Raw genomic sequence first — 18,069 nt, 5'->3', positions numbered from 1 at the left:
AAGTACTCTTAATTCTTCAAAATATTAAACGTTCTACTTCAGTCACTACTTTGCTTCAATACAAATAGTGAAAGTTCCGGTACACTTAAAAATCTAACAGGCATTCGAGTCGTTCCAATACCACGATTTACGTATAAATGTAACAGCTTACTCTTCCCTTCTAATTCATACATACCTTCAACATGACTCTCAGCTAGTTTTGTAGTAATTAAAGGACCTACAAAAGGAATTTGAACTTGTCCTCCGTGACTATGTCCTGACATTTGAAAATCGACTGGATAACGAGATACTTTATCTACAACATCCGGCTCATGTATTAATAGCATATTGAAATCTTGTTGTCTTAAGTTTTTTAAAGTCGAGTCTATTTGTGGCTTCCCTAATAAAAAATCATCCAAACCTGATATTGTAATATACTTGCCGTTTTCCCCTTTAATTTTCTGCACTTCATTTACTAACACAGAAAAACCAGCTTCCTCCATATACTTTTTGTAAAATAAACTACCGCCCCCACCTCTATCATGATTCCCAAACACAGCATATTTTCCTAGGGGAGCTTTAATTTTCTGCAAAATAACCTTTGCTTCTTCTCTTTCCGCACTATAGGATCCAAACTTATCTATTAAATCTCCTGTAAAAACTACTATATCTGGATGTAATTCATTCATCTTCTCCACCAAATTTTCTAGTTGTTTCAATGTGAAATCTGGTCCTAAATGTACATCTGAGAACTGCAATATTTTTTTATTATTAAACTCTTTAGGAATTGTAGGAGCTTCTATTTCATTCCACGTAACTGTTACTAGTCTTCTTTCTATTTCAGTCGCATAGAAATACAAACTTACTGGTATCATTAATATACTTATGAAACTAATAATAAATATCTTTACGATTGATTTTTTTCGTTCTTTTTTTACATGATGCGTATTCATGTTTTCACCTCTAAAATCACTTTAAATCCTTATTGTTACATTAATGTGACAACATGAACAATGTTCGTTATATCCAATTTCAGCCCCACTCACTTTGACAAATTTATACAGAAATCATATCATATTTTTATCATACATAGATTCTTTAAAATGTTTCTTCTATTCATTCCATCATTCTATTAAGGAGAGGTTATTCATGTCTGTATTTACACCAGAAGAAATTACGGAACTTGCTGCTAATTCTGGAAGAAAAAAAGCTCATTTATCATTGCTCCCTATGCTAATTCTCGGTTTTTTTGGTGGTGCTTTCATAGCATTAGGATATTTACTTGATATCCATGTTATCGGAACAATGCCAAAATCTTGGGGATCATTTACTAGCTTTTTAGGTGCTGCCGTATTCCCTATCGGTCTTATACTCGTTATCCTTGCAGGCGGTGAATTAGTAACTGGCAACATGATGACCGTTTCAATGGCATGGCTTCACAAAAAAATCGACTTATTTCACTTCATACGAAATTTAGTTATTGTTACGTTTAGCAACTTCATAGGTGCTATATTCGTCGCTTATTTTTTTGGTCATATCGTCGGCTTAACGGAGGGAGCTTTTTTAGCAAAAACAGTTTCTATTGCACAAGCTAAACTACAAGATACACCACTGCAAGCCTTCATTTCTGCAATCGGGTGTAATTGGCTCGTTTGTTTAGCTGTTTGGCTCAGTATGGGAAGTAAAGAATTTATCGGAAAGATTGTCGGTATTTGGTTCCCTGTTATGACTTTTGTTGCGATTGGATTTCAACACGTTGTAGCCAATATGTTTGTCATCCCAGCTGCAATTTTTTCTGGTCATTTAACTTGGGTTGAATATTTTCCAAACTTCATTTTTGTTTTCTTCGGAAATTTAGTAGGGGGTATGTTATTTGTAGCATTACCTTATTTCATATCTTATAATAAAAAACTACCTTCCAATAAAGAGCAAACTGCATTAAAGAAAAAATCTGTATCCGCTTAAATTGAATGTCTATAAATTGGTCCTAAAAATATTACAAATTTCATTTTTTTTGCGAATATATGTACGTACACTTGTTCTCGAATGTTTTATACGTTATAATAACAACTTAAATAGCATTATTTACATATGAGGTGAAAAACATGAATAAGACAGAATTAATTAAAAACGTAGCACAAAACGCTGAGATTTCTCAAAAAGAAGCTACTGTAGTTTTACAAACTGTAGTAGAATCAATCACTAACTCTTTAGCTGCTGGCGAAAAAGTACAACTTATCGGATTCGGTACATTCGAAGTTCGTGAAAGAGCTGCTCGTACAGGCCGTAACCCACAAACGGGTGAAGAAATGCAAATCGCAGCTTCTAAAGTACCTGCTTTTAAAGCTGGTAAAGAACTAAAAGAAGCTGTAAAATAATGAAAAATAGCCTTCTCATTTATGAGAAGGCTATTTTTTTCATGACATAATTAATAAAAATCTGACCATTATGCTGCTTATTTTGTTCCTTTATGCAAATAAAACCTTTGCTTTCAAAGAAAGGTTTTGCTGTAATACTCGCCTCTGTATACATATCCCTATGCTGCAAGTTCACTGCTTCTTTTTCTAACTTCTGTAGTATGTATGATGCTATCCTTTTTCCTTGATAATCTTTATGCGTAAATAAGCGATCTACGTAATGATCATCATTATAATCCCCAAATCCCACTATCACACCTTTATAATCAGCAACGTAACAAATATTCTTTTCTAAAGACTGTAGCCATCTCTCTCTATCTAGTCGCTCCGGGGCCCACGCCTGTAGCTGTAACTCGTTATAATCTTTTGCATTCACCGTATGAACCGTTTCATAGAACAATTGTAATACTTGCTCTAAATCCTCCTTCTGGAATGTTCTAATTTTAATATCTTTAAACATATGTAAAACTCCTTATCAAACTAACTCTTTTATTTCGGTTATCCGGATAATTATTTCGTGTTTATTTTCGAAACAGTTTCTTCCACTATATATGATTCTACTTCTGCTCTTTCTATATTATATCGACTTTTCCTTCTAAACGAACAATAAACAATACTCATACAAAGTATTGTTTATTGTAAAAAAGCATATTAAATTCGCTTTATAGCTGAAAGTGTTTAAGATTTCAATTTAACTCTTTGTAATCTTAATGCATTTAATACGACTGATACAGAGCTAAATGCCATTGCTGCACCTGCAACCCAAGGAGCTAAGAAACCGAGCGCCGCAATTGGAATTCCTAGGCCGTTATAAGCTAACGCCCAGAATAGATTTTGCTTAATATTTCTAATCGTCATTTTACTCATAAAAATTGCATCAGCAATACTATTTAAATCACCACGGATTAACGTAATGTCTGCCGCTTCCATCGCTACATCCGTACCTGTTCCAATTGCCATACCGATATCCGCCGTAGCAAGTGCAGGAGCATCATTAATTCCATCTCCAACCATAGCCACTTTCTTACCACTAGCTTGAAGTTTCTTCACTTCTTCTGCTTTTCCTTCTGGTAATACTTCTGCAATTACGTGATCAATACCAACTTGCTTAGCGATTGCCTGAGCAGTTTGTGTATTATCTCCTGTAATCATAACGACATCTAGACCCATTTTCTTAAGTCTTGCAATTGCGGCTTTTGAAGTATCCTTTACAGTATCTGCAACAGCAACAATTCCAGCATATTCCTTATCTATCGCAATAAGCATTGCTGTTTTTCCTTCTCGTTCTAGCTCTTCCATCGATTTAGAAACTTCTTCAATATCAATATCGAATTTCTTCATTAATCGACGTGTACCAATTAATAATTGTTTCCCTTCTACGACTGATTCGATACCGAATCCTGGAATCGCTTCAAACGTTTCTGAACTTGGGATATCAATTTTCTTTTCTTTAATTCCTTCTACAATCGCTTCTGCAAGTGGATGTTCAGAATTTTTTTCTGCCGCACCTACTAAACGTAGTATTTCTTCTTCATGGAATCCATCTGCTACAATTACATCTGTTAAAACAGGCTTCCCGTTTGTCACAGTACCTGTTTTATCTAGAATAACTGTATCTAATCGGTGCGTTGCTTCTAAATGCTCTCCACCTTTAAATAAAATACCATACTCAGCTGATCTTCCTGATCCCGCCATAATAGATGTAGGTGTTGCAAGACCTAATGCACACGGACAAGCGATAACAAGTACTGCTATCATTTTCTCAAGTGCTCCGCCAAAATCACCAGGTGTAACAAATATCATCCACACCGCAAATGTAATAATAGCAATTACAACTACAACAGGTACGAAAATACCTGAAATTTGATCTGCTACCCTTTGAATAGGAGCTTTTGAACCTTGAGCCTCTTCTACTACTTTAATAATTTGAGCTAATGCAGTATCTCTTCCTACCTTAGTTGCTTTAACTTTTAAAAATCCATTTTTATTCATTGTAGAGCCAATTACTACATCCCCAATTGTTTTATCAACTGGAATACTCTCGCCTGTTAACATCGATTCATCTATCGCTGATTTTCCTTCTACAATTTCTCCATCTACTGGGATTTTTTCACCAGGTTTAACATAGACAACATCACCAGCTACCACTTCTTCGATTAAAATTTTCATCTCTGTTCCATCTCGCACAACTGTGGCAGTTTTCGCTTGTAGTCCCATCAACTTTTTAATAGCTTCTGATGAACGCCCTTTTGCTCTCGCCTCAAATAATTTACCTAAAATAATTAAAGTAATAAGTACCGCACTCGTTTCAAAATATAAATCTGTCATATGTTCTGAAGAACCAATCGACCTAATACTTAAATACACACTATAGAAATAAGCTGCGGACGTTCCAAGTGCCACAAGAACATCCATGTTTGCACTTTTATTGCGTAGCGCTTTATACGCTCCAATATAAAACTGTCCACCAATGATAAATTGAACAGGAGTTGCAAGAGCTAGCTGCACCCAAGGGTTCATTAGCATATCAGGTAAATAAATAAACGATGTAAATGAGAAATGACTTACCATTGCCCACAATAACGGGAATGATAAAATAAACGAAATAATAAATTTCTTCTTTTGTCGTTCAATTTCTTGTAAGCGATGATCTGTTGATCCATCTTGCTCATCTGATTTCACTTCCAATTTATATCCTAATTTCGTGATTGCACTCTTCATTTCATTTACATTAATTTCATCAGGATTAAAATCTACTGTAGCTGATTCCAAAGCGAAATTTACTGTCGCTCCGTTCACACCTTCTAACTTATTTAAACGCTTTTCTACTCTATTCGCACATGCTGCGCATGTCATCCCTGAAACAGTAAACTCAGCTTTATCACTTACAATTCCATATCCTAGCGACTCAACTTTTTCCTTAAATTGTTGTGGATTTGTTTTATGGGGATCATACATTATTTTTGTTTTTTCAAGTGCAAAATTTACATTTGCATCATGAACACCTTCTACTTTTTTCAGGCCTTTTTCAATTCTATTTGCACAGGCTGCACATGTCATGCCTGATATTTGGAGATTGGCCTCTTTTTGCTCATTCATGTCTCTCACCTCTATATACCCTTATAAGGTATAATTTTTAGCAAAATAAATCGTACTCCATATAAAGTACGATTTATTTCTATATTAAAAATTATTATTGAATTTCATAGCCTTGATCTTCAATTACAGCAACGATATCTTTTAACGTTACAACTGATGAGTCGATAGTAACTTCAACAGTTCCTTCTGCTAATTGAACTTTTACTTGTTCAACGCCGTTTAGTTCTTTCACATTACTTTCAATAGAATTTACACAATGCCCACAAGACATACCCTCAACTTTTAATGTTAACTGTTCCATTTAAAATCCTCCTCTTGTTTATTCATTGTTTATTAATCACAACTACATCTTACCATACCCCCCTAAGGTAATCAATGGTTTTATATCATGATTTTTATTTTTTTCTAAAATCTTTATTTTTTTGCTCCAATTATGAATTTATATATCTTCTCCTATATAAACAAAAGCCAAGCTAGTCAAATACTAGCTTGGCTTTTATGCTTTTGAAAAACGTTCAAATACTGTCATTAATTCTTCAATTGCTTCGTCACCATTACCATTTTTAATAGCTCCTGAAACACAATGACTCGTATGATTTTTTAAGACACCCATTCCTACTTTTTTCATCGCTGCATTAATCGCAGAAATTTGAACTAAAATATCCACGCAATAACGATCATTTTCAATCATATTTTGAATACCACGGACTTGGCCTTCAATTCTCTTTAATCTATTTATAATTTGTTCTTTTTCTTTTTCTGATCTATGTGTTACTGATTCATGGTCCTTATGATCCATATTATCACCTTCTTAAAGTTTCTCTTCATCCAATAAAACAATTGCTTTTATGAGTATACCAATTATATCATCAAATATCTATGTAGGATACCCCATATGAGTATATTTTCGCTTTATGATTATTCTTAACACATCATTAGCTTCTCAGTCTCAATTAATATGATACCCTTTCTTTTTTTCAAAAAAACAATAATAAGCAGGGATTGTCCATCCCCGCTTATTATTCATCCACAAATATAAAAGTCTCAATTTTCACACGTGTAAATTGAGACTTTTTTCTTCCTATATATAATTATTGCTGATCACATACTTTTGTATCATTCACTACTGAAGTTCCTTCAACGGTTACCGTATGAAAACAGTCATTTACACGAACTGTCACAACATTATCTTGCCGATCAATGATATGGTATTCATTAAAATTTTTATTCAGAGCACTGCGAATTTGTTCTCCTTCATAAATTGGAATGCCATGTGATAAAACCCAAATAAACCCAGCGATAGCAAGAATAGTTTTCATACGATCTACCTCCTTGAGAATATAGTGAACTTTTAATCCATGCTTTTTCAGCTCTACTAATCATGAATGGAATGAATCAAGCCTTTTTGGAAATAAGTTCATTTCGTCTATTTTATGTTTATGCTAATTGTGACCGAATTGTGACAACTTTTTGTCTATTTAGACGAAAAGTTGAAACAAAACTTTCAAAAAGGACAATTCTACTTATAAAAAAGGTTATGGAATGTTTCATCCATAACCTTTTTTCAGCCCTATTCTACAACTCATCCACCGTACTTCATGTGATTTTTGTAGAGTTATTTTATTTTTATTCATCGCCATCAAAACAAAATCTTGAAAAAACTTCCCACACGAGTTCATTTCTACTACTTACCCCAGTCTTTTCAAAAATGGATTTTAAATGATCTTGTACCGTGTATATAGATATACAAAGTTCATGGGCCAATTCCTTTGTCGACATACCTGTAAGAATTTTACGTATTACTTGCTTCTCACGTGTTGTAAAACTATACACTTCCGTAATAAGCGGAAAGATTTCTTCCGGTCTTGCTCTTTCGAATAGAACAACATAACCACCCTGAAAACTACTTGTACGTTCTAACTTACTGGCCCGAATGATTAAAAAATGTCCATAGGCTAAAGGTATACAAACTTTTTCTTCTCTATTCATACAACCTACATTATATTCGTTAGCCTTTACTTTCGAACAAACCGCACGTATTGGCCTTGGTATTTCTTTTATATTTAACTGTTCATACTTTCTAAGATTTGAGAGCCAATCGCTGCCATCTTGATTCCAATATAATAAATTAAAATCCTCACTTAATATAATCGTACCTGTCCCTATTACCTTCTCTTCTGAAAAAGGTTTAGGAAATGCCTTTTTTAAACCCTCTCCAGCAATCGGGACTACCATTGCCAAATACTTACAATTATCTATATGAAAAGCGGGACTTGTACTCCCTCGAAATAAACTAAGATGCCCAAAACAGTTCCCCTTACTCATACAAACGCCCCTTAATTCATCTCCAAAACTTGCTGGTTTTAAAATATTTCGGTATCTAGAGCTTTTCTTTTGTTCACCATACTAAGAGAAGCAACATGAGGATAGTGTTCTGATAAATATTTAAATTTATTAAAATCATCTTCTAGAAATTCATTCATAAACAATTGTGGATGAATCTTTTCAACACTTTCATCCGTAAATGCCCCAGTAGATAAAAAAGAAATTGGGTCTATAGCTGTAAAACAAGCGGCGTCAAAATCAATGACTTTACGTATTAAGTGGAGAAATGACTCTTGAAATGTCCTTATAGAACTTATACGATTCGCTACCATTGTAATTTCTTTCGTTATTTTTTCATACATCCTCTTCCCCCCAGATTTACGGGATTGTTTCCCTTCATAATTTCATTCCATAATAAACCTATAACACACATACTTAGGAGGTTAAAAATGAATTGGAATGATACTACCGTAAATTCATATGAACAAAGAATTCCATGTAAAATCCCAGGCTACTACAACCTATATGAAATGATGAATCATTTCTTGTTTACTACACTCCCTAAAGAAAATATGAATCCAAATTTTCTAGTTATAGGTGCTGGTGGTGGACAAGAAATTTTCTCAATAGGCAAACAAAATAGCAACTTATCTTTTACAGGTGTTGATCCATCTGAAAGCATGCTACAGCTAGCTAAAAAAAGAATTGAAAGCGAAGGCATACAAAATCAAATTCACTTTGTACATGGAACTGTCCATTCATTATTAACCAATCCATTATTTGACGCTGCTACTTGTATGCTTGTTCTTCACTTCATCCCAACTATTAAGGAGAAAAAAGAGCTTCTTAATGAAATTAGTAGTCGCTTAAAACCTGGTGCTCCATTCTTTCTCTCTACAATAAATGGTGTACCCCATACAAGTATGTTTTCTGCACAATTGAATGCTTGGCGCAACCACATGATGCAAAATCAAATTCCATTAGAAGATTGGAACCGATTTGAAAATTCTTTTGAAACAGAAATATTTCCTATTTCCGAAACGAATCTACTAGCTATCATGGAGGAATGTGGATTTACTCAAATCAATCGCTTTTTCACAAGCTTTTTAATTGATGGATACGTAGCAATAAAACAATAATGAAAAAAGGTAAGCAATTGCTTACCTTTTTTCATATACGTCTTCTACACTTGACTAATAAATCTCAATCCTTTACTTAAAGAAGTCGGCACAACAGATGCATGATTCTCCCCTTCAGCTTCATAAAACATAAATCTAAACTGATCGTGTTTTACTTGGAGAAGGCGCTCTGATAATTCGTTTGCACCTACAACCATATGCTCTCGTTCCAATGCCCCAACTGTAAGGAATACTCCCGTTTCAACTTTAGCATTGTTTAATTCATTTATAAGATTCTTTTCTTTTTCAAGCACGGATTGGTTATTCCACCAAATAGATGGACTACTTATAAAATAATTTTGAAAGGCATTTACGTTTGTGAATAGTATATGTAAAGCAAATAGACCACCTAAAGAATGTCCAAATAACGTTTGCTTTCCTTTATCAATCTCAAATTCCTTTTCAATTTGTGGTTTCAATTCTTCTTCAATAAAAGTAAAGAAATTATGCGCTCCCCCTGTTTTAGGCCACGGTTTACCGTCCGGTTTTAACGGGGCATCTTTTGAAATTACGACAGGTGTAAGATCATAGCATCTTTCTTCTCCTGAAAATGCCCCTTCAATTGGATAACCAATACCTACTATAATAGCTGGTGAAACACCTGTTTTCTCTGCTCTTACCGATTGTATTTTAACCGCTTCATGGAATGTTTGAAAAAAGGCATTGCCATCTAATACGTATATAACAGGATATCCTGACTCTGGTGCTGGCTGCCTCGGCTTTGAAATATGAATTTGATATTCTTTACCTTCTAATTTTGAATACATTTTCCACTGTTCTGTATTAAATGTAATAATCTGCTGTTTTTCAATAGTAGTATTCATCTTATATCCCCCCTTCTTAACTCGTTACATATATTTCTACTTTCTCTTTTTGAGATACAACGCTATCGTAACCGAAACAAACAGGAGACCCATTATACGGATCAATCATGACACGTGCATCAATATGAAATACTTCTTTTAACACTTCATTTGTAATTATTTCTTCTGGGCTACCAGTTGTAACGATTTCCCCTTCCTTCATTGCAATAATTTCATCTGAAAACCTTGCTGCATGGTTAATATCATGTAATACCATAACGACCGTACAATTATGTTCTTTATTTAACTTCTCCACAATTTGTAATACATCTAATTGATGAGACATATCAAGATATGTAGTTGGCTCATCTAATAGCAACACTTCTGTCTCTTGTGCTAAAGCCATCGCTAGCCATACCTTCTGTCGTTGACCACCTGATAAATTTGCAATTTGTCTCGTTCTAAATTCAGAAGTTTTCGTTATTTCTAATGCCCAATCAATCATTTCTTTATCTTTTGAAGTTAACTTATTTACGTTATTTCGATGTGGATAGCGTCCATAAGAAATTAACTCTTCTACTTTAAGCTCTCCTGGTGCAATTGGAGTTTGCGGAAGTAAAGCTAACTGCTTCGCAATTTCTTTCGTTGGAATTGTATTTAAATCCTGTCCTTGCAAATATACTTTACCGCTCTTTTGCTTTAAGATTCTTCCCATTGTTTTTAACAATGTCGATTTACCGCACCCGTTTGGCCCTATAATTGTCGTTACTTTTCCTTCTTGTATTTCCACATTTAAATCGCGAAACACTGTAAGCTTTTCATAACTCGTCTCTAAATTTTTTGCACTTAAAATACTCACTTTTATTCCTCCTCTTACGCTTTCGCCTTATAAAGTAAATATAAGAAATACGGTACACCGACAATAGAAATAACGATTCCAACTGGTAACTCTACAGGTGTGAAAACTGTTTTTGCAATAAAGTCTGAAGCAATTACAAGGAACATTCCGATTACTCCGCACGTAGGAATTATATGCTTATGCTGAATACCGACAAGTCTTTTCGCTATATGCGGTGCCATTAGTCCAATGAAACCAATACTTCCTGAAACAGCAACACATGCGCTCACAAGTCCGATACTACTTAATAGTAAAATAGATTTCTCTCTTTCTACTGAAACACCTAGACTTGTAATACTCGTTTCTTCCAATTGAAATAAATCTAATAAATAAGCTTTCTTTTGTATAAGCGGAATTAATATGATAAGCCACGGCAACATAGCAACAATATACTTCCAGTTTGCACTATATATGCTTCCAGACACCCAAACTGCAGCCATCTCGAAATCAGTTGACTTCATTTTGAGCGATAAATACATAGAAAACGCTCCAAATCCAGATCCAATTGCAATCCCTGTTAATAAAAGACGTTGCGAGTCTAACTTACCGTTTTTCCAAGAAAACAGATAAATTATTATAGCGGCTCCTAGCCCACCGACTAAACCAAACATCGGCATCATCATAATAGAAACCCAGTCTGTGCTCTTTAATTGCCCTTGAAAGAAGAACATGAAAATTACGATGGCTGTACCTGCTCCGGCATTCACTCCTAAAATACCTGGGTCCGCCAATCCATTTCTCGTAATCCCTTGAATTACAGCACCCGCAACACCGAGGCCTAATCCTACTAATCCAGCAATTACAATGCGCGGAAGGCGAAACTCAAAAATAACTAAATCATGGTCTGGTACTGGATCTATTCTAAAGAGTGTTTTAAATACATCTGTAATCGTAATATCAAACGTACCATTCGTTAAACTAATATAAATAGCACATAATATTAAAAATATACTAATCCCCATTGTCATTCCAAAACGTTGACTTGAACTTTTAAGCATGTCTCTCTCCTCCTCTTGTACGGATTAAATAAAGGAAGAAAGGAATTCCAATTAAGGAAGTAACGACTCCAATTGGCGTTTCAAATGGATAGTTTACAAATCTACTTAAAATGTCACATAATGCTAAGAAAACTCCACCAATAACGCCTGCGCAAGGCAAAATCCACTTATAATCTACTCCAATTATAAAGCGCGTAATGTGTGGAATAATTAAACCTACAAAACCAACTTTCCCCACTAAAGCAACTGCTGTTCCTGTTAAAAAAATAACTGATAAAATTGCCATCGCCTTAACTAGTTTTGTACGCTGCCCTAGATTAATAGAAACTTCTTCTCCTAAAGAAAGAATGGTAATAGATTTTGATATTAACAGTGCTAAAATTATACCAATTATCCCAAATGGTATCGTGATTTTAATGATATTAGGGTCCACTTGATCTAACTTTGCATTAAACCAAAAACTAACATTTTGAGAAATTTGGAAATATGAAGCCATTGCAGCCGATACACTACTTAAAAATGTTCCAATAACTGTCCCTATAATTGCTAATCTAACTGGGGATAAGCCATTTTGAAGGAGTGAGCCAAAACCAAACACTATACCGGCTCCTAGTGCAGAGCCAATCATTGAACATAAAACCATACCAATCGATGACATTCCTGGAAGAAAAATCATACAAAGTGTAATAACAAAGGCTGCACCATCCGTCACACCCATAATAGAAGGGGATGCAAGATAGTTTCTTGTCATCCCCTGCATAAGTGCTCCTGATATGGCTAGAAATGCTCCGACTAAAAGAGCTGCAACTACCCTTGGTAAACGTGAAGTAATAATAATATTATGATTTACATCGCTTGAATCAAAATGAAATAAAGCATTCCACACTGTTTCAGCATCAATGTTTTTCGCCCCATATAAAACAGAAAGTATAACTGTAAATAAAATCAATATGGGTGCTATACATAAAATGGTTACTGGTACCGCATTCGTTTTCTGCATATCATTCAACGCACCTTACTTATTGTATTATTTAGATAAATTTTTCACTGCTTCTTTTAAGAATGCTGTTTTACTCCAAGCTGTGCCACCTTGGGCCATTGGATCTACAACGTTTACAAATACTTTCTTTTCTTTCGCAGCATTCATACTTTGCCAAATTGGATTGCTTTCAATTTCTTCTAGCACTTTCGGGTTTTTATTTTCACTTGCCTCATATTGTAAGAAAACATAATCTGGGTTAAGTTCAGCAAGTTTTTCAAATGAAATTTTCTCTTGTGCTTTTACAGTTTTAAGTTGTTCTGGAGCAGTTAGTCCAAGATCTTTATAAATTACAGGGTTGAAGTATACTCCTTCTGGATATAGGAATAATTCATTTGCTCTTAGTCTAATTACAAGTACTTTTTTGTCTTTTAACTTATCTCCTAATTTTGCTTTTGCTTTTTCAGCGTCCGCATTGTAATCTTTAATAATTTTTTCTGCTTTATCTTTTTTACCAGTTAATTCTCCCATTAACTTTAAGTTATCTTCCCAATCTGTTGAAACGTGTGATACCGGGAACGTCGGAGCTACTTTCGTAAACTTTTCAGCTGTTTCTGCTGGGAATTTCGTACTAGATGTAATAACATCCGGTTTTAATTGAAGTAATGTTTCAAAATTAGGTTGCATTTTTTCACCCACAGATTTTGCACCCTCTAATTCTTTTTCAAGATACTTTGGTAATTTACCACCTACAGTAATTGCACCGACTGGTTTAATTCCAAGTACTGCTGCATCTTCCATTGACTCTAAACTAGCTGTTGCAATTTTATCTACTTTTGCTGGTACTGTGTATTCTTTACCTACATATGTAATTTTTCGTTTTTCATCTTTTTTTGTTTCCGTAGCTTTTGTCTGTTGCTTTTGTTCCCCTGAAGTTTTATCCGTACTATTACATGCTGCTAAACCTACACTTAAAACTGTAACCATCCCTAATGTAAATAACTTCTTGTTCATCTTTATATATCTCCTCTCAAAACTTGTAAATAGATTATTTTTATATGAAAACTTAACTACATGAAACTTGTCCCAAACATATATTTCATTAGATTAATAATTTTATCCGGAACTCATTCTCATTCACTTCCCCTAAACTATAATTCTTTTACACTTCATCCATCGATAACCTTTTTCAGTGATAATGATTATCGTTACTAAGTATATATTTAATATGCAATTATTTCAAGAATGATTTGAAAAATTTTAACAAACTGAATTAAAAAGAAGTATCCGCCTATTATTAGCGAGATACTTCCTTTTTTAGAAATTTATATGTAATTCAACTGGACAATGGTCTGATCCCATTATTTCACTGTTAATTTTCGCCTCTGTTATTTTGTCTTTCATTCTTTCCGAGACAACAAAATAATCTAAACGCCATCCAATATTTTTTGCTCTCGCTCCCATACGATACGACCACCACGAATATGCTCCTTCCTGATCAGGATAAAGGTAGCGATACGTATCAACAAATCCTTCTTCTAAAGTACGTGTAAACTTCTCCCTCTCCTCATCAGAGAATCCAGGGTTTTTACGGTTACTTTTTGGATTTTTTAAATCTATTTCTTTATGTGCGACGTTTAAATCTCCGCAAAAAACAACTGGTTTCTTTTCATTTAATCGCTTAATATAGGCCCTGAAATCATCTTCCCATTCCATTCTGTAATCTAAACGTTCTAATCCTCGTTTAGAATTTGGTGTATACAGCGTTATCATATAAAAATCATCAAATTCTAACGTAATAACTCGTCCTTCTTGATCATGCTCTTCAATCCCTAAACCATATGTAACAGAAATCGGTTCTTTTTTCGTGAAAATAGCCGTTCCTGAGTAGCCTTTTTTCACAGCATAATTCCAATATGTATAATATCCCTCGGGATTTAAATCAATTTGTCCACTTTGTAATTTAATTTCCTGTAAACAAAATATATCTGCATTAGATTCTTCTAGATATTCTAGAAATCCACCTTTTGCAATAACTGCTCGCAAACCATTTACATTCCATGAAATCAACTTCATCTATGTTCCTCCTCTTGATGTGCATTTTCAATTTTCATGCTAACACAAAATAGATACCCTATCATAGTTTCATCTTTGTAATCTTGCTCTTACATTCGTAAATACGTACATACGTACTTTATTCAGGTTATACTAATGCCAGAGGTGATGTTCTGTGCATAATGAAGAGTTCACAGTAACAAATGAGTATTGGCAAGCAATTATTCATAATGACTCCACATATGATGACAAATTCTTTTACGCTGTAAAATCAACCGGTATTTTTTGCCGACCATCATGTAAATCGAGAATACCGAATAAAAACAATGTACGTATTTTTCTTAAGGCAGAGCAAGCATTACATGAAAATTTTCGTCCGTGTAAACGTTGTAAACCAAACGGGCTAACTTTACCTAATGAAGAATGGGTAGAGCAAATTAAAGAATATATCCAAAAACATTATTGTGACGTGCTAACCCTCGACTTACTCGCAGAAATATGCCATGGTAGCCCTTATCATCTACAACGCACTTTCAAGAAAATTGTAGGGATTAGTCCAATAGAATATATACAGCAATTCAGAATTAAAAAAGCGGCAGAATACCTTTCACATACAAATCAATCCATTATGGAAATTAGTACTGATGTCGGGATAGAAAATCCGGAGTATTTCGCGACTTTATTTAAAAAGAAGACAGGATTTACCCCTACTGAATATCGAAAAAAGAACGGAATAAAAGAGGTATGAAATAATGAAACCACATGAAAATAAAACTATATATTGGACATTGCTTATTCATAAACATTGGCGTATGCATACTGCAGCTACTTCAAATGGATTATGCTTCATCGGATCGCAAAATGAAACTTTTGAAGAACTAAATACGTGGGCTAGCAAAAAACTGCCACAACATACATTCATCCAAAATCCAGATTATCTGCAAACATATACAAAAGAACTTATCGAGTATTTGGAAACCAAACTAGAAACCTTTACAATTCCTATCGATGTTTACGGAACTGCATTTCAATTAGCTGTTTGGAATACGGTACGTGAAATTCCTTATGGGGAGACACATTCTTATTCAGAGATTGCGGAAAGAATTCAAAAACCTAACGCTGTACGTGCAGTTGGGACTGCCGTTGGGGCAAATCCTCTGCTTATCACTATTCCTTGTCACCGCGTTATTGGGAAAAATGGTAAACTTACCGGTTTTAGAGGTGGTTTAGAAATGAAAAAAGAATTGCTCAAATTAGAAGCGCTTCGGGAGGAGTAAATATGACAGAGGATTGTAATGAAATATTGTCTTTAGTCGTTCCAAAAGAATTTAGTTTTCAAGAAAACTTACGCTATCTATCGCGTTCTAAAAATGAATGTATGTTTCATATTGAAAATAATAAAATCTATAAAGTCATTCCTGTTCAAAACATAAATCCATTAGTTGAAATTGGTTTTAATGCCGATAGTAATATTCAAATACGTTTTTTAGGAGAATCATATGTCTCTGAAAAATGGGCACACGATGCCGTATCTAACTATGTAAAAGAGTGGTTTGATTTAACTACTGATTTAGCTCCCTTCTATAAATTAGCTAAACACGACCCACTCCTTCAAAAACCCATTAAAGAATTTTACGGTCTTCGTACTTTGGGAATTCCGGATTTATTTGAAGCACTATGCTGGGGGATTCTAGGTCAACAAATCAACCTCACATATGCCTATACTCTAAAAAGAAGATTAGTCGAAAATTTTGGCGATTATGTAGATTGGAACGGTAGAAAACATTGGATATTCCCATCACCTGAAGTAATAGCAAATTTAGATGTAGAAGATCTCGCAACATTAAAAATGACTACAAGAAAGTGCGAATACTTAATTGACGTCGCGCAGCTCATTACAGAAGGTAAATTATCAAAAGAATCTCTATTACAAATACAAGATGTGAAGCAAGCTGAAAAACAATTAACTAGCATTCGCGGTATAGGGCCATGGACAGCTCACTATGTTTTGATGCGTTGTTTACGATTCCCTTCAGCTTTTCCAATTGATGATGTTGGTTTGCATAATGCAATTAAATTTATAGCAGGTTCCGAAAAGAAACCGACTAAAAATGAAATAAAAGAATTTGCATCAAATTGGACAAATTGGGAGTCTTACGCGACTTTTTATTTGTGGCGGGTGCTATATTAAAATTTCCTAATAAAAAATAGATAGGGAAACCTATCTATTTTTTCACATGTAAAAACTTCACACATACTGGCTCTGGAACATTTACGTCCGTCTGTACAAGCGTTAGCTCCCCTGTCATTTCATCCCTAGCAAATAAAGTCAAAGTATTAGATCTTTCATTCGCTGCAATTAAAAATTTTTCATCAGGATCTAAAGAAAAATCACGTGGCCAATCACCTTCTGTCGATACTGTTTCAATAAAAGCGAGCTCTCCATTGTGCTCATTCACTCGGAAAACCGCGATACTATTATGTCCCCTATTTGCTGCGTAAACAAACTTGCCATCAGAAGAAATGTGAATTGCACTTCCGTAACTATCTTTTCTAAAATCTTCAGGTAATGTAGAAATGTATTGTTTTTCTTTAAAACTGCCACTCTTTGCATCATATTGAAGTACAATAATCTCTGAACTTAATTCTGTCATAACATATGCATACTGCGCACTTGGATGAAATATAAGATGCCTTGGACCACTACCATGTTTTACAGATAACCGTGTAACTTCTATTAGTTCTCCATCACTTTCTTTATATGTAATCACCTTGTCTATTCCTAAATCAACTGCTACTACATATTTTTCATCAGGAGTAAAATCTATATAATGAGCATGTGCCTTTTCTTGCCTTTCCTTATTTGGTCCTGACCCTTTATGTTCTACAATTACCGTAGCAGCATTTAAACTTCCATTATCCTTTTTCACTAAATAGGACTCTACTGTTCCTTTATGATAATTAGCTGCTACTACTATACTATTCTCCCGATTCACACTTACATAGCACGGCGATGCCCCTTCTAAAACTTGCATGCTAATCGAATTTAGATTACCGGATTTATTATGAATAGAAAAACTAGCAATTCCACCTAACCCATTATCTTTCGCAACAGAATAAAGGTACTCGTTGTTATGACTAATCGTTACATATGTCGGACTTCCTATATGAGTTGCTAATTCAATCCCTTTAAGTTCTCCGATGTTCGTATCAAGTATAAATTTATAAATCCCCTTACTCTCTGCTTTGGTATATGTCCCTATATAACCATGAAACTGATTTTCACTCATAACATTTCCCCCTTTTACAAACGTCTTGTAACAAGTTTCACTTTGTAT

General features: G+C 34.4%; 19 protein-coding genes and 1 pseudogene. 6 read left to right on the top strand and 14 right to left on the bottom strand.

The features are described 5' to 3' along the window. Positions 1-38: 38 nt before the first annotated feature. Positions 39-932, bottom strand: coding sequence for a metallophosphoesterase (locus MKX66_RS01155; protein WP_002033659.1), 894 nt, complete (start codon positions 930-932; stop codon positions 39-41). Positions 933-1,128: 196 nt separating this feature from the next. On the opposite strand from MKX66_RS01155, the gene MKX66_RS01150 reads away from it, so the two are divergent. Then, on the top strand, positions 1,129-1,944 hold the full coding sequence (locus tag MKX66_RS01150) for a formate/nitrite transporter family protein (RefSeq protein WP_002014675.1): 816 nt from the start codon (positions 1,129-1,131) through the stop codon (positions 1,942-1,944). Between the two features lie 140 nt (positions 1,945-2,084). Next, positions 2,085-2,357 carry an HU family DNA-binding protein gene (locus MKX66_RS01145; RefSeq protein WP_002033657.1) on the top strand — a complete coding sequence of 91 codons (273 nt, stop codon included), beginning with the start codon at positions 2,085-2,087 and terminating at the stop codon, positions 2,355-2,357. A gap of 19 nt (positions 2,358-2,376) precedes the next feature. On the opposite strand, the gene MKX66_RS01140 is transcribed toward MKX66_RS01145, so the two are convergent. From MKX66_RS01140 to MKX66_RS01115, 6 genes and pseudogenes are all read right to left on the bottom strand, one after another. Beyond that, on the bottom strand, positions 2,377-2,856 hold the full coding sequence (locus MKX66_RS01140) for a GNAT family N-acetyltransferase (RefSeq protein ID WP_002142798.1): 480 nt from the start codon (positions 2,854-2,856) through the stop codon (positions 2,377-2,379). 218 nt (positions 2,857-3,074) lie between these two features. Further along, on the bottom strand, positions 3,075-5,495 hold the full coding sequence (locus MKX66_RS01135) for a heavy metal translocating P-type ATPase (RefSeq protein ID WP_341085316.1): 2,421 nt from the start codon (positions 5,493-5,495) through the stop codon (positions 3,075-3,077). 94 nt (positions 5,496-5,589) lie between these two features. Then, a complete protein-coding gene (gene copZ, locus MKX66_RS01130) occupies positions 5,590-5,796 on the bottom strand; it encodes a copper chaperone CopZ (RefSeq protein ID WP_002033654.1) in 207 nt (68 codons plus the stop codon). A gap of 195 nt (positions 5,797-5,991) precedes the next feature. After that, positions 5,992-6,294 carry a metal-sensing transcriptional repressor gene (locus MKX66_RS01125; RefSeq protein WP_002014668.1) on the bottom strand — a complete coding sequence of 101 codons (303 nt, stop codon included), beginning with the start codon at positions 6,292-6,294 and terminating at the stop codon, positions 5,992-5,994. Between the two features lie 292 nt (positions 6,295-6,586). Beyond that, entirely contained in the window at positions 6,587-6,814 is a 228-nt protein-coding gene (locus tag MKX66_RS01120) for a hypothetical protein (protein ID WP_002014667.1), read from the bottom strand. 307 nt (positions 6,815-7,121) lie between these two features. Continuing rightward, positions 7,122-8,182 (bottom strand): annotated as a pseudogene (locus MKX66_RS01115) (helix-turn-helix transcriptional regulator). 87 nt (positions 8,183-8,269) lie between these two features. Between MKX66_RS01115 and MKX66_RS01110 the strand changes: the two are divergent. Next, positions 8,270-8,959: a class I SAM-dependent methyltransferase gene (locus MKX66_RS01110; RefSeq protein WP_341085315.1), complete on the top strand. Its 690-nt coding sequence runs from the start codon at positions 8,270-8,272 to the stop codon at positions 8,957-8,959. Between the two features lie 44 nt (positions 8,960-9,003). Here the strand turns inward: MKX66_RS01110 and MKX66_RS01105 are convergent, their stop codons facing one another. The 6 genes from MKX66_RS01105 to MKX66_RS01080 form a co-directional block, all read right to left on the bottom strand. Next, positions 9,004-9,822: an alpha/beta hydrolase gene (locus MKX66_RS01105; RefSeq protein WP_215590092.1), complete on the bottom strand. Its 819-nt coding sequence runs from the start codon at positions 9,820-9,822 to the stop codon at positions 9,004-9,006. Positions 9,823-9,838: 16 nt separating this feature from the next. Beyond that, the gene (locus MKX66_RS01100) at positions 9,839-10,660 is read right to left on the bottom strand and encodes an ABC transporter ATP-binding protein (RefSeq protein ID WP_002142804.1); all 822 of its coding nucleotides are present in this window, start codon (positions 10,658-10,660) and stop codon (positions 9,839-9,841) included. A 14-nt stretch (positions 10,661-10,674) separates the two neighbouring features. Then, positions 10,675-11,697: a FecCD family ABC transporter permease gene (locus MKX66_RS01095; protein WP_002142808.1), complete on the bottom strand. Its 1,023-nt coding sequence runs from the start codon at positions 11,695-11,697 to the stop codon at positions 10,675-10,677. Further along, on the bottom strand, positions 11,690-12,697 hold the full coding sequence (locus MKX66_RS01090) for a FecCD family ABC transporter permease (protein ID WP_002014660.1): 1,008 nt from the start codon (positions 12,695-12,697) through the stop codon (positions 11,690-11,692). Before MKX66_RS01090 ends, MKX66_RS01095 begins: the two co-directional genes overlap by 8 nt. A gap of 27 nt (positions 12,698-12,724) precedes the next feature. After that, complete coding sequence (locus MKX66_RS01085) at positions 12,725-13,690, bottom strand: iron-hydroxamate ABC transporter substrate-binding protein (RefSeq protein WP_341085313.1); 966 nt, start codon at positions 13,688-13,690, stop codon at positions 12,725-12,727. Positions 13,691-13,993: 303 nt separating this feature from the next. Next, positions 13,994-14,752 carry an exodeoxyribonuclease III gene (locus MKX66_RS01080; RefSeq protein WP_341085312.1) on the bottom strand — a complete coding sequence of 253 codons (759 nt, stop codon included), beginning with the start codon at positions 14,750-14,752 and terminating at the stop codon, positions 13,994-13,996. A gap of 154 nt (positions 14,753-14,906) precedes the next feature. Between MKX66_RS01080 and MKX66_RS01075 the strand changes: the two genes are divergently transcribed. The 3 genes from MKX66_RS01075 to MKX66_RS01065 are packed head-to-tail and all read left to right on the top strand — an operon-like array spanning position 14,907 to position 16,922. Next, a complete protein-coding gene (locus MKX66_RS01075; RefSeq protein WP_215590094.1) occupies positions 14,907-15,479 on the top strand; it encodes a bifunctional transcriptional activator/DNA repair enzyme AdaA in 573 nt (190 codons plus the stop codon). A gap of 4 nt (positions 15,480-15,483) precedes the next feature. Next, on the top strand, positions 15,484-16,008 hold the full coding sequence (locus MKX66_RS01070; protein WP_215590095.1) for a methylated-DNA--[protein]-cysteine S-methyltransferase: 525 nt from the start codon (positions 15,484-15,486) through the stop codon (positions 16,006-16,008). Positions 16,009-16,010: 2 nt separating this feature from the next. After that, positions 16,011-16,922, top strand: a complete 912-nt coding sequence (locus tag MKX66_RS01065; protein ID WP_113769727.1) for a DNA-3-methyladenine glycosylase 2 — start codon at positions 16,011-16,013, stop codon at positions 16,920-16,922. Between the two features lie 34 nt (positions 16,923-16,956). Here MKX66_RS01065 and MKX66_RS01060 read toward each other — a convergent pair whose 3' ends face one another. Continuing rightward, positions 16,957-18,021 (bottom strand): lactonase family protein, encoded by a 1,065-nt coding sequence (locus tag MKX66_RS01060; protein WP_215590097.1) that lies wholly within the window; start codon positions 18,019-18,021, stop codon positions 16,957-16,959. Between the last annotated feature and the right edge of the window lie 48 nt (positions 18,022-18,069).

The organism is Bacillus sp. FSL R9-9530 (assembly GCF_038008145.1).
Classification (GTDB): domain Bacteria; phylum Bacillota; class Bacilli; order Bacillales; family Bacillaceae_G; genus Bacillus_A; species Bacillus_A mycoides.
This window is presented reverse-complemented; position numbering and strand designations above follow the sequence as displayed.